A 24270-nucleotide genomic window follows, 5' to 3' on the forward strand; every position below is an offset into this window, starting at 1 on the left:
AAAAAGCGTAATCAACAGTTCAACACTAAAAATAATATCATGAATTAAAAAAAAGAAAAATATTGTATATTTAACCTAAGACTCGGGAAAGTGCTTTACATAGGATACGGTGTTGGGCTTAGTTTTTTTATTTCTAATTTCACAATATCTTCCAAAAATCATTCCGCAAACAAAAGCAATTCCGCTTTCAAGTCGATGTTGTTCAGGTAATTTTTCATTATTAAAATTTCCTTTGGACGGACTTATTTTTCTGATTATTGCTAAAAACTCTTTTATTAGATGATGATTTATTGTCAATGAATGCGCAATCGTATTTCTCAATTTATTTAAGACTTCAAGAGATTTAATAATATACTCTCCACCGGGTCCACTATAATTTCCAAAATGGAGTAGAAGTTTTATTTTTGAACTATAATTAAAATTCTCTTTAAAGAAATCAGAGTTTTTATTTTCGGAAATACTCTCTAAATAACAATTTATTGCAAATTCTGTTAAGATATGACCTTTAAGAATTGTAAGCTCTATGTCTTTTAATTCAGTCAGTTCTGATACTAAAAATAAACCAAACTCATCGTCAGTATAGTTTCTAATTTTTTCCATTATGAGTAAGTTTAAATTAAGCCCAACGGCTCGAATATGGGGCGTTTGGCATTTCAAAGCACCCAACTATCAAACCGCTATATGTTTTATTAAATGTATTCATGCTCAAATTTAGCACTATCCGCCAAATGACCTATATTTATTGTTGGCGGTATGTGCTTTATAGTGTGTCATTGAGGATTCGAACCCCACCTCCTGCACGCCTCATTAATTTTATTATCAAATCAATCAGGCAAGCAGGTGTTCTACCATTAAACTAAATGACACTTTTCATTAGTTATATCTTTCAAGTACAAAAAAGTTCTTTACTAAATGACTATCAATTTTAACAGCTAAAGTGCGAAAATATCTAATTAAATCCATAGCTTTATTAAAACCTAGTTCGCTACTATTACCGTGTCCAATCTGATTTCGTAAGTCCCTTACATAATCAAATGTTTCTTTCAAATCTTTGTCCTCTAAGTCTGGATGTTTATTTACTTTTTCAGACAAATCTATACCAAAAGCGTTCTCAAGAATATCGGGAATCATTACACTTTTAAAATTGGAACCTCCTACACTTTCAATAAAGTACTTTAATCCAAAGGAAGCTAATAATTCACTTGGGTGACGATAAGTAGGAATATCTTTTAATTCTGAAATTTGCTTTTTATATTTCTCCCATTTTGCCCCCTTTAGAGGTTCTCTTAATTTCCTTTTCCTTTTTTCAATCTCCTCATTTTCCAGTTTTAATGAGTCTTTGTGTCTATTCTGAGTATTTGATATGAATTTTTCTTTACCTCCATGAAATTCAATTAACTCATCAACCACATCGCGAAAATAATATTCAACAAAACTAAAAGCACTCAGTAATAAATATTTTCCAAGGTTTTCTTTGTAATGTCTTGAAACTGCTTTTAGTCTATTAACATCTGTATCCTCTTTAAAATATTCAGGTTTTGCAAGATTTTCATAATTTGGAACACTCTCTTCAAAACCCTTTATTGATTTTTTCAAATTTGGTACTGCATAACAAATAAGTACAGAAAAATCAATTAGTTTCTGCTGTTCCTTTTTTAATCTGTTAAAAGCATTTGTACTTCCAATCATATTATTTCCGATTACTTTTATTGATATCTTGTATCATTAACATTTTGAAGAGACTCAATATCATCAACGTCGATATATAGTTCGTCATCATTCCCCATTTCTTTAATCTTTACTTGCACCATACCATTAAGAAATCCAATTACTGTCCAGTACATTCCAAAATCATCAATACCATTTCGTTTAAATGAAACATGATTTCCAATCTTTATGTCATCAATTTTGTATTTTCCCATCTTTTCAGTTTTTTATTTGCGCAGTAGGTTTCTTTGCATTACCGCCAACTAGGGCATAAACACATTACGTTTAGTCCCGTTATATTTATTAATGTTTTTTCTTGAACAACAAAGCTAAAGAAACAGCACTTCAATTGGGTTGGAGTAGGGGTTTTATTTAGCGACTGCCTTTCAAATGTAGCATTAAAATTTCAATTACACAAATGAAAATCAAGGAGGTAAGTGCAATGCGTTTTTTAGTTTAATTGTACTATAGAACGCACTCGTAAACTACTTTACAATAAATAAAAATATTAAATGTTAAAAATACAGTTATTATTAATATGATTTTCTACATTTGTAATGCATCGTGTGTGAGGTTATAACATTACTGAAAAGTGAATTAGAATTTTAACCGCGGTTTTTTAAGGCAATTTTTAAACAAATGAATATGAAAAAGAAGCTATTGGTAAGCAGCATGTTAATGGGTTTTATATTAGTGATTTTTAGTAACTGTGCTGAAGATTCTAACAATAAATTTAATACCAACAAGCCTGACGAAGAAGAGGAGCAAGAACCCCTTGTTGATAATCCTGATCCTGATCCCGATCCAGTTGTCGTAGATGCTCGGCTACCTGCTGATGTAGATTCTACGTACACCATAACATTTGAAGACAATTTTAACCAAGCGGCTGGTACCTTACCAGATGCTAATAAGTGGCAGAGTAAGCTTCCTTGGGGGCCGGCAGTTATTATAAATAAAGAACGTCAGTATTATACAGATGTGCTGAATGGTGATACAAATGCACCTAACCCTTTTAATTTTGACGGTGAGCACCTTATAATTACCGCTGGCTTAAATTCTGCTGAGCAAGTCACTGCTACGGGACAAGATTATTACTCCGGTGTATTATCTGGGGCCCAATCTACGCCATACCGCGATGGCTATATAGAAGCTAAAATTTGGTTTGAACCAGATGTGGCTGGGTTTTGGGGAGCATTTTGGTTGTTACACCGCTATTACGACTATTCTAATGATACAGGTGCAAATGGTATCAGTAGAACGGAGATAGACTGGGAGTTTGTACGTGGGCCTGGTGGAGAGTTTCTAGGTGGTCCTTATGCTACTGACCGTGCAACCATGGCCTATCATTATAATGATGGTCAATGGTCCATATCTAGATCTGGTTATAGAGGGAAAGACAACGTTCCTGTTAGCTCAGTGCAGTGCGATGGCACCGTTTTAAATCAGAGTAAAGGTATTGGGCCTGCAACATTACCTGATGGTGCAGACTTTGCAGGTGCATGGCATAGGTATGGTGTTTGGAAAACCGATAATTTTGTAAAATGGTATTTAGACGGTGTAATGGTTGCCAGTGTTTGCGATCCGGCAATTGTGAGCCAGATTGATATGTATCCCATTATCAACATGGCTATTGGTGGTAACTATCCTGGTCCGCCAGATGCTGCTGATTACCCTACATCTATGCTTGTAGATTATGTATGCTTATGGCAACCGAAATCTTAGGAATATAAATCGTTTTTATTTGGTTTTAGTACCTTTTTTTGTGGTGATTATGTATTGAATTTAGGGGTTGCAATCCATCATGCTTGATCTGTTTTGCCGTACTTATTCTTTTCTAATCCAATATTGAGTTCTGCCAAAAACAGAAAACCCGAGAAACCCTCTTACTTTGAGTTTATTAGCATTGATAAGCTTTAAATAACAGCTGTAGGTTTCTCCATTTTCAGGATCCATAATGGTACCCCCTTTAAACTCATTACCCACTTTTTTAATATTTTCGATAATCACTAATCCAACTATGGGTTTGTTCTTTTTGGTTCCTGTACAAGCTTTGCAAACGGCGTTATTATCTCCATTAAACCTTTTTACTATTTTGGCAAAATAGAGGTTGTCTTTTTGATAAATTTCAATGAGTGCTTTCTTTTCTTTTGTGCTATCATCATAGGTTTCCCATTGTCCAATAATAGATTGCCCATTAACGGTGATGCTTACCAGCAGCATTAAAAATATACGTAAATAGTTCATGGTCTGTAACTGTTTAAATTGTTTTGTGTACTAGGTTAGTAATCTCACTTCATCGTTAAAAGTTCAAATACGAAAAGTAGTGCATTGTTGGGTTAGGTAGAAAGGTGTTTTATGGAGCCTGATGTTGTACTTAATACTTATTGTTTTTTCGTTGCTTTTTCATGTTTTTTATGAGTTTACCAAAGTTTTTATCTTTTTTTCTTTTGTCTTCCGCACTCGATTCAAAAAAGGATCTTTCTTTTTCCATTTTTTGAAAGTTAGCATAGGCATCTGAATCCATCTCTCCATTTTCAAGAGCATTTAGTATGGCACAACCTTTTTCAGACGTATGTGTGCAATCATTGAATTTACAATTTTGAGATAATTCAAAAATTTTATCAAAGGTAATTTCTAAACCAGCGGACGTATTGGTGAGGCCAATTTCTCGCATTCCCGGATTGTCAATAAAAATAGCACCCGTATCTAAAACAATTAATTCACGATGGGTAGTCACATGTTTTCCTCTGTCAATACCTTCACTGATTGCTGCGGTATCCATTAGTTCTTTGCCTGAAAGTTTGTTTAAAATTGTAGATTTTCCAACGCCTGAAGAACCTAAGAGACAATAGGTTTTTCCTTTAATTAACAGGTCTTTAATGGTGTCTAGTCCAATGTTTGATAGATTGCTAATGGTGAGGATGGGTACTCCTTTTACGCGTAACTTTAGGTTATCAATAAGTTCTTTTAATTCGTCCTTTTCAATTAAATCTATTTTACTAAGCACAATAATAGGTGCAACTTTTGAAGTATTACAAATGGTTAAATACCGTTCTAAACGATTGAGGTTAAAATCTCTATTAACAGATTGAACGATCAGCCCATAATCTACGTTTGTAGCAATAATTTGAATTTGTGTGGCTTTACCAACAGCTTGTCTTTCAATAATAGATTGTCTTGGGTATATAGCATGTATTAAGGCTTTATTTTCATCATATTCAGAAAAGGCAACCCAATCTCCTACGGCAGGTAAATCGTATCTGCTTTCAGCGGTAAACCTTAAATTTCCAATAAGTTCAGCGTCAAACTCTGTGGTATTGGTTTTGACAACATACCTATCCTTATGTTCTAATATAACACGACCCACATCAAATGTATCTAAATTTTGCTGTGTTCTAAAGGTTGCTAATGTTTGGTTATATCCTAAATCTTCAAGTGTCATTAATGTTTTTTTTATGAAGTAGAATCCATGTTTTTAGGTGTTCTATTTGTTGCGATAATAGCAGTTTTTTTTAATGGTAATGCTAGTCACATGGTCATAGTCAGCTGCAGTTTTTTAAACAACGACCCATTATATCTTTTAGCATAGGTGTTTTGAGGATATAAAGATATAGGTTGTTGTCTTTAAATTCATATAAAAATGGGTTAACATCCACTAAATTAGTTAGCGGTAGCCATTTGGTTTTCTATATAATTGGTAACATTATAAAACGTATCTACCCAATAGTCTTTTTCATTGGCTTTAAGATAATTTAATAATTCTTTTAATGCTTCGTTTGAAACATTTAAGTAACCGCCACCCACACTATGAAACATAAATGTGGCTACCGTTCCGTTTTTCTTCGCCTCTTTTACATACGCAATTAGTTCTTCTCCGGTATTACTATCTACATTCCAACTTGGCATAAAATTAGTGTCAATATTTTCCATCGTTTTCGGTATTGGCCCATCACTTCTTGCCGCCGCAAATAGATCTTTGACTACATCTACAAACGTGGTATCTCCTCTTACGGTAAAGTTGGAGCAGGTGTACGCATACGTTCTATTTTTTTTTCCGTCAACAGCTTTTAACAGCGTATTGGCGGTATATAATTCCATTTTTATTTGATCTTTTGTATATACGTTTAAGTCGTACTCTGGCTTAACCCAATCTTGAGTTTTCGCATCACAGGGATGAAACAGGGAATGATTCCCTAATTCATGTCCGGTTTTTACCATATTTTGCCATTCTGAGGTTCGGTTATGTAACGATTCTGAATTTCCAGGACAATAAAAAGTGGCCTTAACATTAAAAGAATCGAGTATAGGTATGGCGTTATCTAGATGAGAATCTTGTCCATCATCAAAGGTTAAACATACCGCAGCCTTTTTGTTTTCTGGCCATTTAAAATCCTTTTTTAAGTTTTGCGAAACTAATAATTGGGTGGTCAGAATAGCAACGAACAAGCAAATAACTATTTTTTTCATACTCTTATTTTTTAAGCAGTTCTATAAATTGTTTTGTATTGAATAGGATTTATGAGTGTAACATAATTTTATTACCAAAAGATGCGTAAAGGCAAAACACTAAAATTATTTCAAAAGAATGGCGTATACGTCTTATTCAAAGGCTACCTATCAAATATAAAAATTATATCGTTGTAAAGCAAATTAATAATTTGTGTGATCAATGCGTTATAAGGTTAGGGGAAAAGCTATATGAATAGGTTAAAAAGAGGTAACTGCTATTGTTCTTTTTTCTTAAATATGTTTTCAAACGCATTGTAAACTGCTAAATGTAGGGCATCTGCATGGTCTTGTTTTTCAAAGAAATCAAAATATAGATTGGTGTTTTCTTTTTGTTGCAACTTTAATTTATCATATAATTGGTTGGCGGTTCTTTCCATTATTTTTCCTTCTTTACCAACGGCTATATAAATGGACTTTTTTGAGGTGTATAAAGTTGGCTTGTATGTCAGTAACGATTCATCATTCCACCATAAACTAGGGCTCACAATAATATAATTGTCAAAAAGGTCAGGATTTTTAAATAAAATTTCAGTTGCTAAAAGTCCACCCAGCGATTGTCCAATCAATGTTTTAGTGGCATTCGTGTTGTATTGGTTGTCAATAAGTGGTTGAAGTTCCGTTTTAATAAATTTTATAAAGGTTTCTGATTTTCCAGTTGTTGGAAAGTCCTTTTGGTCTTTTTTGTTAAGCGTAGGAAAAGTATAGTCCCTTTTTCTATCAACATTTGCTATACCCACAACAATAGATTCAGGAATCATATTTATCCAAGAGAAGGATCCAAATTGTACGAGTCCCGAAATATGAATAAAGTCTTCATCAATAGAACCATCTAATAGGTAAATGACGGGATATGTTTGTAAGGAGTCTTTTGAATATCCGTTGGGTAAATAAATGTTTACAATTCTATTTTCGTTGAGAATTTTCGATTCAAATTCAATTTTTTCTCCTATAGAGAGAGGTGCGGTCTTGTGCTGTGTTATCTCCTTTTGGGCAAAACTTAGACTACATATCGTTAAGCTGATAAATGTCAAAAATATGTTTTTAATCTTCATAGGTGGTGTTTTTTAGGATGGCCATAACGGTCAGTGAGTGTAAACACGCGGCTGATTTTTCGCTAGGATAATCCGTTGACTAAAAATACACAAACTTAAGGAAAGGACAGACCCGAGCATTAAATTTATACATCTTAAGTTTGCTTTTTACTCAATATAATTATTTCCTTTAATAGTCCAATCTGATAATTCTTCATATTCTACAATTTTCCAATTATTACAATGGAATGTTCCTTTAAGTTTAAAATCATTTTCAATAAAACCAAAAGAATTCGGTAATTATAATTCGTAATTTCCCCAAACATTTTGAGCAATTTTATAATCAAACCTGTTGATTTTAATTTTATAATTTTGAAATGAAGTTGAATCTATTTTTTTATTCTCAAACTGAGGCTCTGTTGATGCTTTAAAAACCTTTGTTTTCTCTACAATAGAATCTCTTAAATAAAAAGTCAAAAATCGATATTGTCTAGGAATTCCCATTTGAAATTCAGTCGCATTTCTGTTTCCTTTTTCAAGTTCACTCAAAGAAGGAAATTCGGTTCTGATTTGAATTTTTAAGGTATTGTTTTTGATATTCTTTTCGCAATTACAAAATCCTATTAAAGTGTCAATCTGTTTGTCAGAAAATGTATATATCAAGTCTACTTTTTGTAGTTCCAAAGTCGAATCTCGTTCGATAGTCGAAATTGTATTTTTATTAATGTGTATAGTATCTGTTTTTGTTTCAATATGCTGCTCCATTTTTTTAGTTTTAATATCTTTTTTACAAGAATAAAAACTCATTAAAAATATCAAACATAATATGTGGATACTGTTTTTCATTAATGTTGCCTAACTATCGTATAAACGTACCGATACTTCGGGAGCGTTTATATCTGTTATGGTTATTATCGTTTTTTCATAGACTTACGAAGCTAAAGAAACAGCACTTCAAATGTGTTGGAGTAGGGGTTTTATTTAGCGACTGCCTTTCAAATGTAACACTAAAATGGCATTAAATCAAATCGAGAATTTAAGTGTAAAGTATCCATTGGGCATTGCAAAACGAACGTGTTTAATGGTATTCGCCCTCATTATACACCCTATTTTGATGTAAATTAGAGTTTTTAGCAACTCCTTACTAGTCATATTACATAACTTAGTCTTTTAACCTGATTGCCAAAATCTCGCCTGTTGCACATATAATACCATTTGCAGTGAGTGTCATATCTACCCAGATCTTTCTCCCTTCTATACTACGGAGTTTCCCTTTCAATTCCAATTCAACTCCCATGGGTGTAGGATTTTTAAAATCGATTTTTAATAATGCAGTAACACACCGAACGGGAATAGTTGTAGCATCAACTAAAGAAATATGTTCATTTTTACATACAAAAGCTGCCGCCGAACCGGTTCCGTGACAATCAAGAATAGACGCTATTAACCCGCCATAAACACTTCCGGGGAGTGCCGTGTATTTTGGTTGAGGTGTAAAATAGGCTATGGTTTCATCGCCAACCAGATATGTTTTTAATTGGAAACCGTCGGGATTGCTTTTTCCGCAACCGTAACAATGGGCTAATTCGTCTGGATACAAATCCTGAATTGCTTTTAAATTTTTTGTATTGATGTGCATTTTATTGATGTAAGAACAATTATTGCATGTAAGGATGGGTTTCAATTACTACATCCTATACATGGTTTTTTCAGTGTACTACACAAATTTAAGGCTTAAGATTTGTCAAATAATGGGGGAGTCTATATAATTGTAAACAAAAGCGGTTGACAACCATTACTAGTAAGTGTGGTTATTTTCTTTTAATGGTCAGATGCAATTAATAGAGGCCTCAATACGCCACCATAAATTTCATCTTCTGTGCCAAAAGTATGCGTGCAGTTAATCTCTTTTTGAGGACCAGACAAGGCTTCTATTTTGAATCCGTAAATTTCTCGGCCTATAGTTAAACTATCAAATGGAGTAACAGGATTTTGAAGATTCATCGGGTTTATTTTACCCAATTTATAAATGACAGAATAGAAAGGACCTGCATCTCCTTGATCTTCAGAAGCGGAAGCCCAAATGATTCCATTGGCATCAATATACATATCCGTAATGCTTCTTTTTTGGAGCTTATTTTCCCAATTTCCAGGAGCGTCAATGGCAATTCCTTTTAGACCCTGGCCTTCTATGTTTAGCGTATGCTGCTCAGTATTATAAAGTCCCCATCGTAACACGCCTGTTGGGTTGTTTTTTGAGCCACCACGTTCACCGAGTATTACAATCCTTTCATTTTCAGAATAGGCCAAGCAATGAATGGCTTCGTATTGATCACCAGTAGTATCCATATCATTTCTATACAACAACGGAAATTTGACACTTCCCAATAGGGTAGCTTTCCGTGTGCTAAGATCTACTTGAATATGAAATATTCGCCCCAAATTACCTTTCCAATTGCCAGACTCTGCTATTAAAAATTCATTTTCTTTCCCAGGAATGGCACAAATGCTTTCTAAATCACTTGAAATGCCTTCGATACCCCAAGTGTCAACTTTAATAGGAAATACATTAATAGATTTTTCTGTAAGTACTACCATTGCCAGTCTGACTCCTTTTTTGAAATTTTTAACATCATAAACAACCAAATAGGTACTATCATTTAGTTGTTCCATACCACTTGAGCCACCACTTGATTTTTTTATAGCTATAGTTGGTGTGCTTATTGCTACAGAAGTACTCTTCATTTTTTTGGATGTGCTACAACTGGAAAGTAACAGCAGTAGGCAGCTCAATGATCCTAAAAGAAATATAAAATTCGTTTTGTTTATCATCTGCTTTTTTTAACTATAGTTTATTCCCTTTATCGCAGCTACTTGTACTAGATCACCTATGTATTTATGAAGGAGCTTAAACTAAAGGTACTTCCAATAGTTTGGAGAACGGGTTTTATGTAGCGACAGTCTACCAAATGTAGAAATAAATGAGGAAGTAAGCAAATGTAACATGGTGTTTGAACATTTTATAGATGCATTTTAAACGTATCGTATTTTCTTCATTTTTATATTTCTTGACTATAGTCAATGTATAAGGGATTCCTAGCCATTAGTTTTGTAGAAACATATTGTAGAAACAAACTAAAAAAGATCTGGCATAAGTTAAAAAGTGAGTGTGGTAATCCGCTACTATTTTAAGTATCAGACTATAAAACTTAAAAATTATGAAATTAGACGAAAAGATATTAATTATTTTATTATTGGCAGCAACGGCTGTTTTTGGACAAAAAACGACATCACTAGATTTATTATCAGATGCTCCTGATAACCAGATAGAGCACAATTATTCTATAGGATCTTCCTTTTTTATGTTAGGGAATTTATTTTCTGATTCGCCTGATTATTATTTATTAACCTTTGGGTATCAATTCACTAAAAAAGACAAAATATTTGCAGAGTTTAATACCTGGAAATATTCAGAACCTTTGGGTACCTACGGACATTCAGATGCGTTTTATCCCGGTTATGCAAGAGCTTTTGGTATTGGAATAGGATATCAACGCTTTCATTGGAAAGGATTATTTACCACAGTACAAGCTACACCTTTTATGAAACAATATTATACTACTAATAACGATAAAATTCAAAAAGGGTTTCAGTTGTATTTTCAATTGATAGCCGGATATCGCTTTGAATTTTTCAAAAAAAGATGGTATTTAGAACCTGCCTATGCACTCAAATATTGGCCTGTTGATACGAATTATCCGTCTGATTTTGCGAAGATTGAAAACGGTAAGCCTAACTATATATTTGAACCCAGTTTAAATTTTGGTTTTAAGTTCTGATATTAAACAAAGGTTTAAATTAGTTTCTCGTTACAATTCTTCTCCGAATTCTACTGAGTGTTTCAGGCTTAATTCCAAGATAACTTGCGAGTTGGTATTGAGGGACTCTTTCTATTAATTCGGGTCTGTTTTTTAATACGTTTAGGTACCTGTCTTTTGGTGTTGCATTTTTAAAAACGGCTAGTTCTTCTTGACTAGCTCCAAGCATTTTTTCCATTTCTACACGACATACTTCTCCAAAACGAGGGAATTTCTTGTACAGAGCGTTTTCTTTTTCGGCGTTTAGAATGGCTACGGTAGTCTCTTCAGTACACATAAAATAACATTTAGAGGGTTTCCCATTTGCCATACTGTCAAAATTTACAGCCGATTGAAATTCAGTATAAAAATTTGTAGTATTCTCATTTCCATCTTCTATAGTAAATTCTCTGATGCAACCCTTTATTACAGAAAAAGCATCTTTAGCAATCTGTCCTTCTTTAAGTAAAATTGTACCTTTTGGGTAAGTTTTAATAGGAAAAGCTTCAACAATTCCTTGTTTTTCTTCATGCGTCAAGTCAATAAAATTTGACATCATTTCTACTAAAGCATTTTCCATGAATTACGATTGTTTTAATTTGTTTTATTGAATTTTCAGCATCTTAATGTTCATAACAAGAATTGGATTTTGAATTAATAATTACTGAGTTTAAGCAACTAATTTAGTAAATAGTAAGCTAAGATTAACAATACTAATTAGAGTAGCATCGTGGTTTATTTAGCAACAGTCTTCCAAATGTATAAATATTAAAGAGATATTAATTATCACCATTAATTTAAGCCACAGCATTTTTTAAACTTCTTGCCACTATTACATGGACAGGGACTATTACGTTCAATCTTTACCATTTTTCTTTTCAAATTTCTAGAAGACATGTCTTGATTAAATATGCGTTCTAAACTCTTGTATAAGTCTGGATGTTTTTTCTTTAATAATTTAGGTCTCTCAAAGAAATATTCACTTGCTACAGAAAAAAACTCAGCTTTATTTGTTCCTCCATAGGGGTTAATATCAGAATCATCATTATAGATTTCTTCAAGCTTTTGATTCATCATTTCTATCCACGGAATGGTATACTGTTTTTGCAACAGCATAGACGGTATGCCGTCAATTGTTCCTCCTGTTTTGTCTATTAAATGCACAAACTCATGAATAGCAGTGTTTTTTTTATCCGATTCATTTTTAAAACCATGCAGTAATGCTTCTTGAGATAGAATCATAGTGCCTTCCATATAGCCATTACCAACCATACCTAGAATTTTTCTCTCAGAACCTTCGGTTTCAAATTTCTCATTAAACATGGTTGGGTAAATTAAGATCTGATGAAGGTTGGAATATTGCCAATTGTCAAATCCAAATATTGGAATAACGGCACTAGAAGCAACCAATAATTTATCGGTTATGCTGATGCTCGTTTTTACACCGATTATTTCATAATTCAATACAAACTCGTGAATTTTATATTCAAATCTATTTTTTTCTTCTGTAGATAATGAATTGTAATAGGAGATGTTTTTTATTATGATAACTCTCCAATCTACCGGAAATGATTCTTTTGGTAATCTCCATTTGGATTGTTTTGTCCGGTTCTGGTAATACAAATAATAACCAGTTGTGCAAAAGACAATAATGAGTAAGATATAATTCATTAATCAGAAAGAAAATTTATTAAAATTAAGAGTAACATCGCCTATAAAACCTGTGTGGTTTAAATATGACGTCGCAATAGTGATGGACCAAAGTTAATAAATTGACTGGGGTTTAATTAGTTTTTTACAAGTACTTTGGCAACGTTAGTTTTATCATAACTATGCTGAATAATAGTAATTGTATCAGCTGGTTCTTCGTAATTATAATATACCAATATACTGGTGACAAAAATTTTGTCAGTTGTTAAACTGTCAATTCTTGAGTTTTGAAGAAGAGCTGTTGAATGTTTATTAGTTGATACGCGAATAAGATATTGTTTGTTAAACCAATTGTTAAAACCATTATCCTCTCTATGTTCATAAAATTTCATTAGTTCACCTTGAACATTAATTTCAATAGTGTCAATTACTTGTCCTCGAAATGATATTTTTCCAAAGTCTATATGGCAAAGCTTTCCAATTTGATTACTGTCAAGCTTGTCAGGCTCGTAATATTTAATATTAGAACCGTCTTGAGCCATTAAACTGGAAAAAAGAAATGTTCCAATTATAGATGATAAGATTTTCAATTTCCTGTTTTTCATATTTCTAACCCTAAAATGGAGCTGTAAGTAAAATTATATTCAATGATTATTTATCAAAAGTCAAAAATTTTTGAAATTTTTTTGAATTTAGCTCTTCATTTAATTTATTGCTATTGTATTGTTAATACCCCAATAATGAAAGCATTTTTACCGCATAGCGTTTTCCCAGTTTTCGATATCCTTCTGAGTCAAAATGTGCTTTATCTTGAGCCGTACATCCGCTAGAAGAAATAACAAATGCCGTTGGAATAGTTTCAGGTAGTTTGTTGATTATAGTGTTCATACTTGAACAACAACTATCCTCAGTAGAAAGAACTTCTCCCGCAAGTAGCGGTACAGAAGCACTAGTTAATGAAAGGTCTGCCAACATATCCGTATATACTTTTTTAACATAGGATGGCCATTGTTCGTCTCCAGTATTTGATTCTCCTTGATGTAATAAAATACCCTTAATAACACCGTCTTTTTGAGCAAGTTTAGCAAGGTTGATTAAGTATTCATAAGGGTTACCATCATAACCTTTAATTTTATTAAGAAACCAATCCTCGTTATATTTTGAATCATAATCTGTATACTGATCTTTGTCAAATAATCTGATATCACATCCACCTACAGCAACATTAATAACGGCAACTTTAATGCTATCAGGTAGTTGTTCAACCATGGTTCTACCAAAATAATCAGCTGGAGACAAACCCGTATCACATTGGCATAATGGAGGTGTTGCCGTATACCATTCTCCTTTTGTTCTGTCTCCTTTCAGACAATTAATAGCCTGCATGACCTGAAAACGACTGTTAACAATTTTGTCTTGTGCTTCTATTTCACCTTGCCCTTCCATGTTCGATTGTCCAAAGCAGATATAGATATGTAAATTAGAATCTTGTGCAAATAAATTAATGTTAAATAGTAACAATCCTGTCAGTACTATTAATTTTATATTCTTCATATTTATTAAATTATTATGATGTTATTTCATTTTTTGTTATGATTTTTCTTCTCAGTAAAATAATTCACTAATAATACATTTTCTTCTAACTCTCAGCCCATTAAAACTTTGAGAATTGATAACCTTTCTTCTTTAATTTTGTAATTAGACCATCTAGATTTAAATATAATTTATCCTTCCTTTTTGGGCTAGTTCCAGGATGAATCAATAAATGAAAACCATTCATATTCTTAAATGATTCATAACTATAAATACTTTCTAGGATATCATCGCTTGAGATATAGTTGGCCATGTCAGGGGTAGTATAGTCTGCATTAGAACGTGTTCCGCTAGAATAATTGACCGTAATTTGATTCAATTGAGAAGCTATTTTCACCACCTTTTTATTGTGCCATTCATAAGGTGGCATAAAATGTTTTGGATGAATATCTAGCTTTTTCAAAGCACGAAGATTCTGCAAAATATCCTCTTTTATTTGAGTTTCTGAATATAAAAGGCTGTCTCTTTTAGTCCAATCGCAATACAAGAGATGTTTATCAGAATGAGCTCCCACAAAGTGCCCCTGTTTTGTAATGTCTCTTACTAAATCCTCATTACTTCTCACAAAATCACCAGTAAGAAAGAATGATCCTTTTATTTTTTGTTTGTTTAAAACGCTTAATACATGTTCAAATCCATCTACATATTCATGTCCTGTAAAACATAGGTAAATTTTTTTCTGCAACGTGTCAGACCTAACAACAGCCCCTTCTTTATCAACTATGTTTTGAGCATAAAGGGATAAGTTGATTGTAAAAATCAGAAAACATAAAATTAGTCTATTCACTGCTCAACTTGGTTAAAATTAGTAGTAATTCTGCTGAACCATCCAACGTTGGTTCGTTGGTACTATAATCTGCCCAGTCATCCATATACTTAATGTGTTTTGGTTGTAAATGAGCGTATTCATCAGGTTCAGATGGGGTAATTCCAATCATATTATCGTGAATAGTGGACCAAAGTGGACCATCAACAAGGCTTCCTTTGATAGGCTTTTTATAAATTCTCCAAAATGGCATGTGTACATCCACTGGTGTATCAGCATTCTCAGGAATTTCTGTAATCATACTCGAATTCCAAGGATTTAATCCCAATAACCAATTCATATGGTTTTGCATGAGAAAACGATACTTTTTTGAACCTGTCATCTCTTCATATAACATTGCTTGTGTAGCAACTGCAGCAGCTAAATTATTAGAACACCATATAAAAAGATGACCTACCCCATACGGGTTTTTCTCTGCTCTCTTTTTTATATTTTCTAGATTATGTTCGTAATATGAACTCATTTCTTTTTTGTCTATTGAATCACCAACTTGCCACAAGGCATAATGCCCCATATTTACAAAGGGATACATTTCGTAGTGGCTGGCAGTATCTCGCTCCATCCAAGACCAATTACCCATGATTTTAGCATAAGTTCTGGCATCTTTAAGAAATTTTTTCTTTTTAGAAATCTTATACAAAGAAGCCGCAGCCCATTCCATATCATCTGCCCAAGTATTTTCCTCATAGCGATACGGAGCTCCAAAACTGTTACCTTGCTGGTAACCTTCTTGCTGCTTGCCCATGTTGTATAATTCGTGTGCAGCCTTTAAACAGGTTTGAGCAAAGACTTCGTATTCCTTAAATTTGCTAAAGACTTGATATCCCAATGCTAATGTAGCAGCCGAACGACCTGCTAAATTAGCGATTCCTGTGGCTTTGCTTTTGTATTTGGAAAGTCCTTGTGGTTTGCCTGTAGCATAATAAACAGGTCTAAAACTATTGGGTCCCCACCCATAATCAGCATTTTCTTCATGGGGTAATTTAAAGCCTCTATGATCTCTATCATCTGCAACTTGATGATATAGTTCGTCGGGACTTGGATGAAGTTTTAATATCCATTCTAGACCCCACTTGGCTTCATCGAGCACATCGGGTAATTTATTTGCACTCGGAAGGCCTCTAGCATTAAACTTATCATTAAAAATAGTTGGTTTCATTTGATAAGCCATCAATAATCTGGCTGTCGTGTTACTGCTCGTTATAAGATATTTTAATTGGTCGCCGGCATCGTGCCAACCACCAGTAGCATCAATTCTGGAAGAATCTAACCTTTTACCGAAGAAACTTAACCCATCTTTTTGATGGCAGAACTGTTTCGTATATGGATTAAAACCACAACGCTGTGTTCTTATAAAGCTAACTACATCTTCTTGCCATTTAGGATAAGCACCAATAGTGAAAAATTGACTTTCAATTTGATGTTCTTTTAACTCAAAGTGATACGTTCCTGCTATTTTAAAATCAGAAAAATCTGCTGTATAATAATGAGAAAATGGATGCCAAGACGTTGCATGAGGAAAGGACTTGTATTCGTTTAATGGTTCTCCTTTCTCATTTTTTAATACTAAAACTGGATTGGTTAGAGCTCCTTTACTGAGAATAACTGCTTTTTTGGGCATATTGCTTGGATAGCCTTGTAAGTTAATTCTAATCTCTATCTCCGATTGTGCCTGAGAATTAATGACGAACGCCCCAAACAACAAAATGAAAAATACTCGAATAATGCTCATAAATCATTGCTTTTTTTACTCATTAATTTCATGTCATTACACTCCTTTTTTTACTTTCCTTAAGACACTATAATTTATAGAGATGAACGCAGTTCTAATAGGTTGGAGTAGGTGTTATTAACCACCGTTACCAAATGTAGAAATAAAATGGATAGCATGCAAATGACAGTATTTTTAAAAGCATAAGTCATAAGGTAACGGACGTATTTGTACGTCTCGTTTTGATTTTTACGAATTCATACCAAATTACCGATATAAAACCTATTGCGATAGAAATTGCCAACTGAGAAATACTAAGTGCTTCAAATTCAAAGAAACGGGTTAGTGGAGGTACAAAGAGTAATACTCCTGTAATGGCAACTGTGATGGCAATAATCAATAATACCAAATTATTTTTATATTTCAGTGTGGTAAAGATGGAATAGTAAAAAGATCTATTTACGAGGGTTAAAAAGATGTTGGCAGTAATTAATACTGTAAATACCATTGTCCTTGTTAGAGCTTCGTCATAGGCCATATAAACCGAATATTGATAGATAGCTAATGTACCCATTGTAATGGCGATACCTTGAATAATACTTGTAGTCAGCTCACTCCAATTAAAAAAAGTGGTTGTAAACGGTCTTGGTTTTTGCAACATGGTATTTTTTTCCATGGGTTCATTCTCAAATATTATAGAACAGGTTGGTCCCATTATAAGTTCTAAAAAAATAATGTGCACTGGTGATAGAATATTTGGATAGATCCATCCTAAAGCCAATGGAATAAATACAGTAAGAATAATAGGGATGTGAATGGATATGATGTATTGTATCGCTTTTTTTAGGTTGGTATAGATTCTCCGGCCCATGGCAATGGCATCCACCATTTTCGATAAATCGTCTTCTGTCAATATTAGAGAAGCCGCTTGCTTGGCTATTTCTGTACCTTTTTTTCCCATGGCAATGCCAATGTGAGCTGCTTTTAAAGCAGGACCATCATTTACACCATCTCCAGTCATGGCTACAATTTGATTTTTTGCTTTTAAGGCATTGATAATTTTCAGTTTTGCTTCAGGATACATTCTGGTGAAAATATTAGTGTTCATCACACTTTCTTCCAGCTCTTTTTCTGACAATTTCATTAATTCATCACCGGAAATACTATGTTCAAAACCCTTGAATGCAACTTGCTCGGCAATGGCTTTGGTCGTTGCTGCATTATCGCCCGTAATAATTTTGACTGAAATACCAGCTTGGTAGAAGTCTTCAAAGACTTTATTGATATTTTTTTTCGGAGGATCATAAAAGGCAACGATTCCTATAAAGTTAAACTTAAATTCTTGTTGGTTTTTTGGAAAATTGGTTCCCTTAAAATTACTATCACCCACTCCTAAAACTCTGTAGCCTTTGCTGGTAATGCTTTGAATAGCATTATTAATTTCTTGCTTTTCTGCTGAGGTTAAATTTGAAATGGCTATCAAAGCTTCTGGAGCTCCTTTGGCAGCTATAATTCTTTTACCAGTAGTATTCTCAAAAATATGCGTCATCATTGGTGGTTTTCCACCTAATGGATATTCATGGATTAACTTAAAATTAGGACGTTCATCTTTTTCTTTTATATCGACATAAGCTTGGTGTAAGGCTATTTCCATAGCATCGAAAGGAATGGGTTCACTTGCCCACATCGCAATTTTTATCAATTCCTTTTCATCTTCATTAGCCGCTTCTGGAGAGACAATTCTATTGGAGTTTAGGGTGTAAATTTTGGCCAAACTCATTTTGTTTTCTGTAATTGTTCCTGTTTTATCCGTACAGATTACCGTTGCACTTCCTAGTGTCTCCACCGTTTTCATCTGTTTTACTACAATCCCCATTTTCATGAGTCGCCAAGCACCAATGGCCATAAACGATGTGAATGCCATCGGTATTTCTTCAGGTAAAATACTCATGGCTAGTGTTAACGCCTTAAGCAAGCTATCTAATAAATTGTACGAAATAAAATAATTTATAACCCAAACCAGAATAAAAACAAAAGAACCTGAAATAACCATTGTCTTAACGAAGTTGGTTATTTGCAATTCAAGCGGCGTCTTTTCTTCGCTAATGCTTTCTAGACTTTTCCCAATTTTTCCTAATTTAGTTTCATTACCAATATGTGTAACGGTAGCAATTGCCAAACCACTAGCAACGGTAGTTCCTGTGAATAATAAATTATCCTCTTTGTTTTTGTCTTTAAAAACAGATAATGATTCTCCCGTAAGAATAGATTCATTGACAGAAAAATCATTAGAATGAACTATTATGCCATCTGCAGTAATTGAAGTGCCTTCTTCAACCATTAGACTATCACCAACCACTAAATCATCGCTACTAATTTCTTCTACACGACCATCTCTAATGACTTTGCAATGAGGTTGAGAAAGTTTTTTAAGTTTTTGCAGGGCATTTCTACTTCTAGAATCTTGGTATATGGAAATAATTGATACCAGAACAATAGCAGATGCTAGAAAGATAGCATCGCCAATGTTACCGCTAATTAAATAAATGAGAGCTGCTACAAATAGAAGAATTATCATTGGCTCTTTGACCAATTTTTTAATATCATCTAAGATATTATTTTCTTGCTTGTAGTTTAAGGTGTTTTTACCGTATTTTTCTCTTGCAATAAGAACCTGTTCACTTGATAACCCGTTGATATTAAAATTATTTGTAGGCATAGTTAAAGCGTCTATTTAGCACTATGAACTTCGAGTATTTGTTTGAAATTAAAATATGTAAAAGACACATTTTGACTTGTATTTAATAAACAAAAACTAATTTATCTATAGTAGAGTTACTAAAAAAAACAGTACTTCAATAGTGTTGGAGTAGGAGTTCTATTTAGAACTTTTAACCAAAGTTAACGAGAAATATTCTAAGAATGAATACAAATAAGGACTTAATACCAAGAGGGTTATGAAAGCGTGTTTGGATGTAAACAGTACGTGTTTTACAACGCGTTTATTATTTTATAGCCCGTAGAAAGGTATGCTTTTACAAAGCGTTAGTCTAGCTTATTTTTGTGTTGTGATTGTAATGCATTAAGGAAATTTCTTAGGTACTGATCTAGACAAGGTCGATAAGATCTATGGTCAGGTCTGCGGAAAAATGAACTCAATTCATGTTTACTTATTTTTTTATCGATAGATTCAAATAGCTCTAAAATATCATCCGTTTTTAAATCTAATGCGATTTTTAGTTTACGAAGAATCATATTATTACTTAATGGGTCTTCTGCTATTGGTGCAGGACCTTCTCTTTTTCCTCGTTTTTCAATAATAAGTCCGTTGAGAAAAGTAGCAAGTTCTACATCAGCCATTTCTACAAGTAAAGGATCCTCTTCTTTTTTTAACCAAGCCAGTAAACCTTCCTTATCTACATCATAATCTGCTAATTTAAAAAGCGAAATCATTTTGTCGTCGTTATAGTTAAACAGGTAACGAATGCGTCTTAATATATCATTATTGGTCATATTCTTTTTCTTTTATTATCGAGGTCAATTTTGATGCTTTAAAACTGTTTGCATCCTCTTTTACATACCTACAAAATTAAGTAATTACCCTATCTCGCTAAAAGTTTATTAGAAACTTTATAAGTAGCGGAATAAGTTAGTCCCGATTGCCCCGTTTTAAAGGTCAAAAATGACTTTTTGTACCATCGAGGGTCAGTGGCTTTCTTTTTAAAATCGTTATGTGTGGCAATACCATGTGATTCTCCATTGTCAAAAGTCTCAATTTGATACAAACCAATTCCGAAATGTTCAACACGTTGAAGAACAATTTCAAAATCGGACTCAGAAAAATGATTTACGGTTGCTTTGTCGTCTCCGTTATTTTCATTTTTTAAATCCGTAAATACATTTTTTTCTAAGAATTCAGCTTGTTTCATAATTGGGGAATGTATAAGTATATATTATTGGCGTTGACCGCGGCTAAATTAGTAAAAGGAAATTGAACCTTACGAAGTATTAAAGGGTTTTTATAAGTAGGTTGTCAATAACAATTAATTGAATTTATTACTTGTATTTAGTGTGTCATTTCAATTTGAACTTATGGCTTGTGTTGTCACTCTTTATTAATTGCTCTTTTTTAAGTTTATATTTCTAATACATAACCCGTGTATCATTTGCTTTATTTTAAAAGTGCCTTCCATTTACCCGATTCGGCAAACTCTTTAACAATTCGATTTCGTTTTATAAGTAATTTCGTCATATATTTTTCAAGAAACAATGTGTCGGCTAATCTTCCAAAAACACCAAATGGCGATTTATAAGTAAATACATCAATCATTTGAGTTTCTCCATTTACTTCAGAGAAATGATGTTCATGTTTAAATTCTTGAAACGCCCCTTGCTCCATTTCATCCGCAAAATAATTGGGTCGCTCAAATTCTGTAATTCGTGAAGTCAGATTTTGATAAATACCAAAGTGTTTTGCCCGCCAAGTCACACTTTCATTGAAACCTATTAAACCACTTGTTTTACCGGCAATGGCTTCTTCATTAGTTTGTTGGGTTGATATTTTGTGTAAATCAATACTTCTTGAAAGGTCAAAAACAGTTTCAATAGTGGCATTTATTACTGTGTGAAGTTCAATGCTTGGCATTTTCTAGGTATTTCTGGTTACACTTGTCTAATCAAATTTACAATTAATATGAACATGTAGAGAAGTAAGTAGAGTTTAGTTTAACAATCGCAACGCCTCTTTTTTACTTAGGTTACTTAGCTTCGTTTTGTCTACAAATGTAATTACCCAGTCCGGATTTGTTCTACTGTACTCTCGTAATACCCAACCAATCGCTTTATTAATAAAAAATTCTTTGAAGCCTAATAGTGAAGTAATAGTTGAACTTAAAAGTTGTGTGTCCATTTCCGTTTTATATTTTAACTGAAACAGCAATGCTGACCGTTGCAACCAAATATTATCTGATTGTAACCATTTGCTACAATACGTTACTCTTTGTTCTGGGAACTTTTTAAAATAGCTCCCCATCAATTTAACGGCAATATAATCTACAGTGTCCCACCAAGAGTTGTGTCTAACCATATATTCTAACAAGGCAATGTCTTCTTTTTCAAATTGCTTTACATATTTAAATACCAATTCTTGTGCAAAATAATGGAAATCGCGTTGCGGTTTTAACCATAGTATTTTGACCAGTGTAGTTAGTTCTTTTTTCTCAGGTAGATAGGCCTTTATTAAAAATGGTTTTTGAATGGCTCTTCTGGTGTCTGTTTTTAATCCGAAATATTCAAATTGACCTCGCATATAAGCTTTTTGAGCTACAGCGATTGTTGGGTTTGCCTGTTGTTGAAATTCAATTGCTAATATGTCTATAAAGTCTGAAATCATATTTTTTTAAATGGTGTAACTTTACCTCATAAATTAGGTCAGTTGGAGTGATTTTACATTAGCAAAAATGTATCGAAAACTTGTAATTTTTTACCTCTCCTAATAACTCTACAATTTTTCTCCATGTTATCTCTAGCGTGGTCGAGAGGTCATTCCAAAAAATCACTTAATAAGTAACTTTTGTTTTAACCTCATTTTTAATAAATCTGGTTTAAATCCCACTTTTTTATAGGCGTTTAAAGCACTTGCATTATCAGCATATACATCCAATTGGATTTCAGTAATATTTTTCGACGTAGACCATGTTATTAAATGTTGGATTACCATTGCATTGACTCCTTTACCACGATGCTCAGGTGACACATACATAAACCCCAAATAGGCATATTGGTCTGGTTTTTTATAAACTGCAGCATCTTTTATGAGTGCATAGCCACAACCTACTAATTTCTCGTCTATTATTGCAACGATGAGTTGTGCATCATCGCTTTCAATGAGATTTTCTATATTATAATACGTGATGGGGTCTTCCTTTAAATTTAAAGCAAAAGAGCGTTCATATGCAATTACGGCTTGTTCAAATTGTTTTAATGTTGCTAGGTCTTTCAGATTAGCTTTACGTATTTGTATGGTATTTGCTTTCTTCATCAATTTTATTCTTGCTTTTTATCCTTGTATTGAAACACGTTGTAGGGTAAAGACTTCCCCTTTATTTTTAATACCACAACGCCATGTGAAGGGACCGTCATCTCAATTAATTTCTTAGAAGATAGAGCATACGTTTTTTTAGACCATAAGTCTTTCATGGTATGGGCTATGTTACCATCTAAACCAATTTGATCTAACGTAAAGGAAATACTCTCGGTTTTATCAGATCTGTTTAGTAAAGCCACAGCAACTTCGCCACTTATAGTGGAGTGTAAGGGTTTGGCCCAAACTTCTAAATCGCCATGATCTACTAGACGTCTGGCCTGATAGACATAAGAGCTTTGATTTAACTCAATAATTTCTTTATTCGTTATAATTTCAACAGTTTCCTTGCTCATATTTGTCAAGTCATTTCCCAATAAAAGAGGCGAATGCATAATAGCCCACATTGAAAAATGTGTTTTATCCTCTTCGTAAGACATTCCGCGACCTACTTGGAGCATATCCATATCATTATAATGACCTTTAGAACTGTATTGCCATAGGTTGGCGTTCAAATCAATTATAGCCAAAATAGAATGAAATTTATTATTGATATCTGCTGAAATCCGCCAAGAATCTGCAATTTGAGTTACCCATTTTCCAGGAAACTGCCAACGACATACATTATAAATTACCTCAGGGTTAATCGCTTTTATTTTAGCCCCAATTTCGGTATACCGGGTTTGCTCATCGAGGCCTAACCATTCACCACCACACCAATCAATTTTTATAAAATCGTATTTCCATTTTTTTAAGAACAATTCTAAATCTTGGTCATCGTGTCCATATAAGCCCATACCTACACCAATGGTATCTTTATCCCAATATGAAGCACAAGTATTACTACCAGCATCTGAATAAATTCCTGCTTTTAAACCTTTAGCATGAATATAAGCGGCCAATGATTGCATTCCACTTGGAAAACGTTCTTTATGTACAAGTAAATTTCCATTTTGATCTCTGCCACCAAAAAAACCATCGTCCGTATTAATAAAAGAATAACCTGCATCTTTTAAGCCTGAAGATACCATTGCATCGGCTTGCGATTTTATAATATCTTCGTTAATGTCTACGCGATAATTATTCCAACTAGCCCATCCCATAAGTGGAGCTTTAGTGTTAGTTTTTAGAGATTCATTTTTGTCTTTTTGTGCCTGAAAATGATAACTAGCAGTTATAAAGGTAAGAACACATATAATTCGTTTTATGTTGTACATATAAGTCTGTGGTCATTGTAAAATGACTAAAAATTTAGGGTGAAATATTAAATTAGGTTAAATATATAATAATTATTTAGTTTATAA

General features: G+C 33.3%; 25 protein-coding genes and 1 tRNA gene. 2 read left to right on the forward strand and 24 right to left on the reverse strand.

Annotation, left to right across the window (positions count from 1 at the left end; all coding sequences use genetic code 11):
• Nucleotides 1-75 precede the first annotated feature (75 nt).
• The 4 genes from FF125_RS06925 to FF125_RS06935 all read right to left on the reverse strand — a co-directional run bounded on the left by FF125_RS06925 (nucleotide 76) and on the right by FF125_RS06935 (nucleotide 1922).
• The gene (locus FF125_RS06925; RefSeq protein ID WP_138949076.1) at nucleotides 76-600 is read right to left on the reverse strand and encodes a hypothetical protein; all 525 of its coding nucleotides are present in this window, start codon (nucleotides 598-600) and stop codon (nucleotides 76-78) included.
• 166 nt (nucleotides 601-766) lie between these two features.
• Nucleotides 767-867: transfer RNA gene (locus FF125_RS21870), tRNA-OTHER, on the reverse strand.
• Nucleotides 868-873: 6 nt separating this feature from the next.
• Complete coding sequence (locus tag FF125_RS06930) at nucleotides 874-1689, reverse strand: HEPN domain-containing protein (protein ID WP_138949077.1); 816 nt, start codon at nucleotides 1687-1689, stop codon at nucleotides 874-876.
• A 17-nt stretch (nucleotides 1690-1706) separates the two neighbouring features.
• Nucleotides 1707-1922: a hypothetical protein gene (locus FF125_RS06935; protein ID WP_138949078.1), complete on the reverse strand. Its 216-nt coding sequence runs from the start codon at nucleotides 1920-1922 to the stop codon at nucleotides 1707-1709.
• A 430-nt stretch (nucleotides 1923-2352) separates the two neighbouring features.
• On the opposite strand from FF125_RS06935, the gene FF125_RS06940 reads away from it, so the two are divergent.
• The gene (locus FF125_RS06940) at nucleotides 2353-3429 is read left to right on the forward strand and encodes a glycoside hydrolase family 16 protein (RefSeq protein WP_175418880.1); all 1077 of its coding nucleotides are present in this window, start codon (nucleotides 2353-2355) and stop codon (nucleotides 3427-3429) included.
• 102 nt (nucleotides 3430-3531) lie between these two features.
• Here the strand turns inward: FF125_RS06940 and FF125_RS06945 are convergent, their stop codons facing one another.
• From FF125_RS06945 to FF125_RS06975, 7 genes are all read right to left on the reverse strand, one after another.
• On the reverse strand, nucleotides 3532-3951 hold the full coding sequence (locus FF125_RS06945) for a DUF2147 domain-containing protein (protein WP_138949080.1): 420 nt from the start codon (nucleotides 3949-3951) through the stop codon (nucleotides 3532-3534).
• 130 nt (nucleotides 3952-4081) lie between these two features.
• Nucleotides 4082-5149 (reverse strand): ribosome small subunit-dependent GTPase A, encoded by a 1068-nt coding sequence (rsgA, locus tag FF125_RS06950; RefSeq protein ID WP_138949081.1) that lies wholly within the window; start codon nucleotides 5147-5149, stop codon nucleotides 4082-4084.
• Between the two features lie 218 nt (nucleotides 5150-5367).
• The gene (locus FF125_RS06955) at nucleotides 5368-6174 is read right to left on the reverse strand and encodes a polysaccharide deacetylase family protein (RefSeq protein WP_138949082.1); all 807 of its coding nucleotides are present in this window, start codon (nucleotides 6172-6174) and stop codon (nucleotides 5368-5370) included.
• Between the two features lie 257 nt (nucleotides 6175-6431).
• Nucleotides 6432-7268 (reverse strand): alpha/beta hydrolase, encoded by an 837-nt coding sequence (locus tag FF125_RS06960; protein ID WP_138949083.1) that lies wholly within the window; start codon nucleotides 7266-7268, stop codon nucleotides 6432-6434.
• Between the two features lie 279 nt (nucleotides 7269-7547).
• Nucleotides 7548-8012, reverse strand: coding sequence for a hypothetical protein (locus FF125_RS06965; protein ID WP_138949084.1), 465 nt, complete (start codon nucleotides 8010-8012; stop codon nucleotides 7548-7550).
• 397 nt (nucleotides 8013-8409) lie between these two features.
• A complete protein-coding gene (locus FF125_RS06970) occupies nucleotides 8410-8886 on the reverse strand; it encodes a PaaI family thioesterase (protein ID WP_138949085.1) in 477 nt (158 codons plus the stop codon).
• Between the two features lie 182 nt (nucleotides 8887-9068).
• Nucleotides 9069-9992, reverse strand: a complete 924-nt coding sequence (locus tag FF125_RS06975) for a hypothetical protein (protein ID WP_138949086.1) — start codon at nucleotides 9990-9992, stop codon at nucleotides 9069-9071.
• Nucleotides 9993-10465: 473 nt separating this feature from the next.
• Here FF125_RS06975 and FF125_RS06980 point away from each other — a divergent pair, with 473 nt between their 5' ends.
• Nucleotides 10466-11086, forward strand: coding sequence for a hypothetical protein (locus FF125_RS06980; protein ID WP_138949087.1), 621 nt, complete (start codon nucleotides 10466-10468; stop codon nucleotides 11084-11086).
• 19 nt (nucleotides 11087-11105) lie between these two features.
• Here FF125_RS06980 and FF125_RS06985 read toward each other — a convergent pair whose 3' ends face one another.
• The 13 genes from FF125_RS06985 to FF125_RS07045 all read right to left on the reverse strand — a co-directional run bounded on the left by FF125_RS06985 (nucleotide 11106) and on the right by FF125_RS07045 (nucleotide 24183).
• The gene (locus FF125_RS06985) at nucleotides 11106-11684 is read right to left on the reverse strand and encodes a Crp/Fnr family transcriptional regulator (protein ID WP_138949088.1); all 579 of its coding nucleotides are present in this window, start codon (nucleotides 11682-11684) and stop codon (nucleotides 11106-11108) included.
• Nucleotides 11685-11896: 212 nt separating this feature from the next.
• Entirely contained in the window at nucleotides 11897-12775 is an 879-nt protein-coding gene (locus FF125_RS06990) for a zinc-dependent peptidase (RefSeq protein ID WP_138949089.1), read from the reverse strand.
• Between the two features lie 116 nt (nucleotides 12776-12891).
• Nucleotides 12892-13359, reverse strand: coding sequence for a hypothetical protein (locus tag FF125_RS06995; RefSeq protein ID WP_138949090.1), 468 nt, complete (start codon nucleotides 13357-13359; stop codon nucleotides 12892-12894).
• Between the two features lie 121 nt (nucleotides 13360-13480).
• Nucleotides 13481-14308, reverse strand: a complete 828-nt coding sequence (locus tag FF125_RS07000) for a sialate O-acetylesterase (protein ID WP_175418881.1) — start codon at nucleotides 14306-14308, stop codon at nucleotides 13481-13483.
• Between the two features lie 100 nt (nucleotides 14309-14408).
• Complete coding sequence (locus FF125_RS07005; protein ID WP_138949091.1) at nucleotides 14409-15134, reverse strand: polysaccharide deacetylase family protein; 726 nt, start codon at nucleotides 15132-15134, stop codon at nucleotides 14409-14411.
• Nucleotides 15127-16905, reverse strand: a complete 1779-nt coding sequence (locus FF125_RS07010; RefSeq protein WP_138949092.1) for a glycoside hydrolase family 9 protein — start codon at nucleotides 16903-16905, stop codon at nucleotides 15127-15129. The genes FF125_RS07005 and FF125_RS07010 overlap by 8 nt, the downstream gene beginning before the upstream one ends.
• Before the next feature lie 187 nt (nucleotides 16906-17092).
• Complete coding sequence (locus tag FF125_RS07015; RefSeq protein WP_138949093.1) at nucleotides 17093-19603, reverse strand: cation-translocating P-type ATPase; 2511 nt, start codon at nucleotides 19601-19603, stop codon at nucleotides 17093-17095.
• Nucleotides 19604-19929: 326 nt separating this feature from the next.
• Entirely contained in the window at nucleotides 19930-20397 is a 468-nt protein-coding gene (locus tag FF125_RS07020) for a YehS family protein (protein ID WP_138949094.1), read from the reverse strand.
• A gap of 89 nt (nucleotides 20398-20486) precedes the next feature.
• Complete coding sequence (locus FF125_RS07025; RefSeq protein ID WP_138949095.1) at nucleotides 20487-20813, reverse strand: hypothetical protein; 327 nt, start codon at nucleotides 20811-20813, stop codon at nucleotides 20487-20489.
• A 242-nt stretch (nucleotides 20814-21055) separates the two neighbouring features.
• A complete protein-coding gene (locus FF125_RS07030; protein ID WP_138949096.1) occupies nucleotides 21056-21529 on the reverse strand; it encodes an SRPBCC family protein in 474 nt (157 codons plus the stop codon).
• Between the two features lie 75 nt (nucleotides 21530-21604).
• Nucleotides 21605-22276 carry a DNA alkylation repair protein gene (locus tag FF125_RS07035; RefSeq protein ID WP_138949097.1) on the reverse strand — a complete coding sequence of 224 codons (672 nt, stop codon included), beginning with the start codon at nucleotides 22274-22276 and terminating at the stop codon, nucleotides 21605-21607.
• A gap of 162 nt (nucleotides 22277-22438) precedes the next feature.
• Complete coding sequence (locus FF125_RS07040) at nucleotides 22439-22924, reverse strand: GNAT family N-acetyltransferase (protein WP_138949098.1); 486 nt, start codon at nucleotides 22922-22924, stop codon at nucleotides 22439-22441.
• A 5-nt stretch (nucleotides 22925-22929) separates the two neighbouring features.
• Entirely contained in the window at nucleotides 22930-24183 is a 1254-nt protein-coding gene (locus FF125_RS07045; protein ID WP_138949099.1) for a glycoside hydrolase family 27 protein, read from the reverse strand.
• Nucleotides 24184-24270: the final 87 nt, after the last annotated feature.

The organism is Aureibaculum algae, from assembly GCF_006065315.1.
In the GTDB taxonomy this organism is placed as follows: domain Bacteria; phylum Bacteroidota; class Bacteroidia; order Flavobacteriales; family Flavobacteriaceae; genus Aureibaculum; species Aureibaculum algae.

What these genes read in the sequence shown, in the direction of transcription:
- FF125_RS06925 (WP_138949076.1), bottom strand. Translation starts at nt 600, where the DNA reads ATGGAAAAAATTAGAAACTATACTGACGATGAGTTTGGTTTATTTTTA.
- FF125_RS06930 (WP_138949077.1), bottom strand. Translation starts at nt 1,689, where the DNA reads ATGATTGGAAGTACAAATGCTTTTAACAGATTAAAAAAGGAACAGCAG.
- FF125_RS06935 (WP_138949078.1), bottom strand. Translation starts at nt 1,922, where the DNA reads ATGGGAAAATACAAAATTGATGACATAAAGATTGGAAATCATGTTTCA.
- FF125_RS06940 (WP_175418880.1), top strand. Translation starts at nt 2,353, where the DNA reads ATGAAAAAGAAGCTATTGGTAAGCAGCATGTTAATGGGTTTTATATTA.
- FF125_RS06945 (WP_138949080.1), bottom strand. Translation starts at nt 3,951, where the DNA reads ATGAACTATTTACGTATATTTTTAATGCTGCTGGTAAGCATCACCGTT.
- rsgA (WP_138949081.1), bottom strand. Translation starts at nt 5,149, where the DNA reads ATGACACTTGAAGATTTAGGATATAACCAAACATTAGCAACCTTTAGA.
- FF125_RS06955 (WP_138949082.1), bottom strand. Translation starts at nt 6,174, where the DNA reads ATGAAAAAAATAGTTATTTGCTTGTTCGTTGCTATTCTGACCACCCAA.
- FF125_RS06960 (WP_138949083.1), bottom strand. Translation starts at nt 7,268, where the DNA reads ATGAAGATTAAAAACATATTTTTGACATTTATCAGCTTAACGATATGT.
- FF125_RS06965 (WP_138949084.1), bottom strand. Translation starts at nt 8,012, where the DNA reads ATGGAGCAGCATATTGAAACAAAAACAGATACTATACACATTAATAAA.
- FF125_RS06970 (WP_138949085.1), bottom strand. Translation starts at nt 8,886, where the DNA reads ATGCACATCAATACAAAAAATTTAAAAGCAATTCAGGATTTGTATCCA.
- FF125_RS06975 (WP_138949086.1), bottom strand. Translation starts at nt 9,992, where the DNA reads ATGAAGAGTACTTCTGTAGCAATAAGCACACCAACTATAGCTATAAAA.
- FF125_RS06980 (WP_138949087.1), top strand. Translation starts at nt 10,466, where the DNA reads ATGAAATTAGACGAAAAGATATTAATTATTTTATTATTGGCAGCAACG.
- FF125_RS06985 (WP_138949088.1), bottom strand. Translation starts at nt 11,684, where the DNA reads ATGGAAAATGCTTTAGTAGAAATGATGTCAAATTTTATTGACTTGACG.
- FF125_RS06990 (WP_138949089.1), bottom strand. Translation starts at nt 12,775, where the DNA reads ATGAATTATATCTTACTCATTATTGTCTTTTGCACAACTGGTTATTAT.
- FF125_RS06995 (WP_138949090.1), bottom strand. Translation starts at nt 13,359, where the DNA reads ATGAAAAACAGGAAATTGAAAATCTTATCATCTATAATTGGAACATTT.
- FF125_RS07000 (WP_175418881.1), bottom strand. Translation starts at nt 14,308, where the DNA reads ATGAAGAATATAAAATTAATAGTACTGACAGGATTGTTACTATTTAAC.
- FF125_RS07010 (WP_138949092.1), bottom strand. Translation starts at nt 16,905, where the DNA reads ATGAGCATTATTCGAGTATTTTTCATTTTGTTGTTTGGGGCGTTCGTC.
- FF125_RS07015 (WP_138949093.1), bottom strand. Translation starts at nt 19,603, where the DNA reads ATGCCTACAAATAATTTTAATATCAACGGGTTATCAAGTGAACAGGTT.
- FF125_RS07020 (WP_138949094.1), bottom strand. Translation starts at nt 20,397, where the DNA reads ATGACCAATAATGATATATTAAGACGCATTCGTTACCTGTTTAACTAT.
- FF125_RS07025 (WP_138949095.1), bottom strand. Translation starts at nt 20,813, where the DNA reads ATGAAACAAGCTGAATTCTTAGAAAAAAATGTATTTACGGATTTAAAA.
- FF125_RS07030 (WP_138949096.1), bottom strand. Translation starts at nt 21,529, where the DNA reads ATGCCAAGCATTGAACTTCACACAGTAATAAATGCCACTATTGAAACT.
- FF125_RS07035 (WP_138949097.1), bottom strand. Translation starts at nt 22,276, where the DNA reads ATGATTTCAGACTTTATAGACATATTAGCAATTGAATTTCAACAACAG.
- FF125_RS07040 (WP_138949098.1), bottom strand. Translation starts at nt 22,924, where the DNA reads ATGAAGAAAGCAAATACCATACAAATACGTAAAGCTAATCTGAAAGAC.
- FF125_RS07045 (WP_138949099.1), bottom strand. Translation starts at nt 24,183, where the DNA reads ATGTACAACATAAAACGAATTATATGTGTTCTTACCTTTATAACTGCT.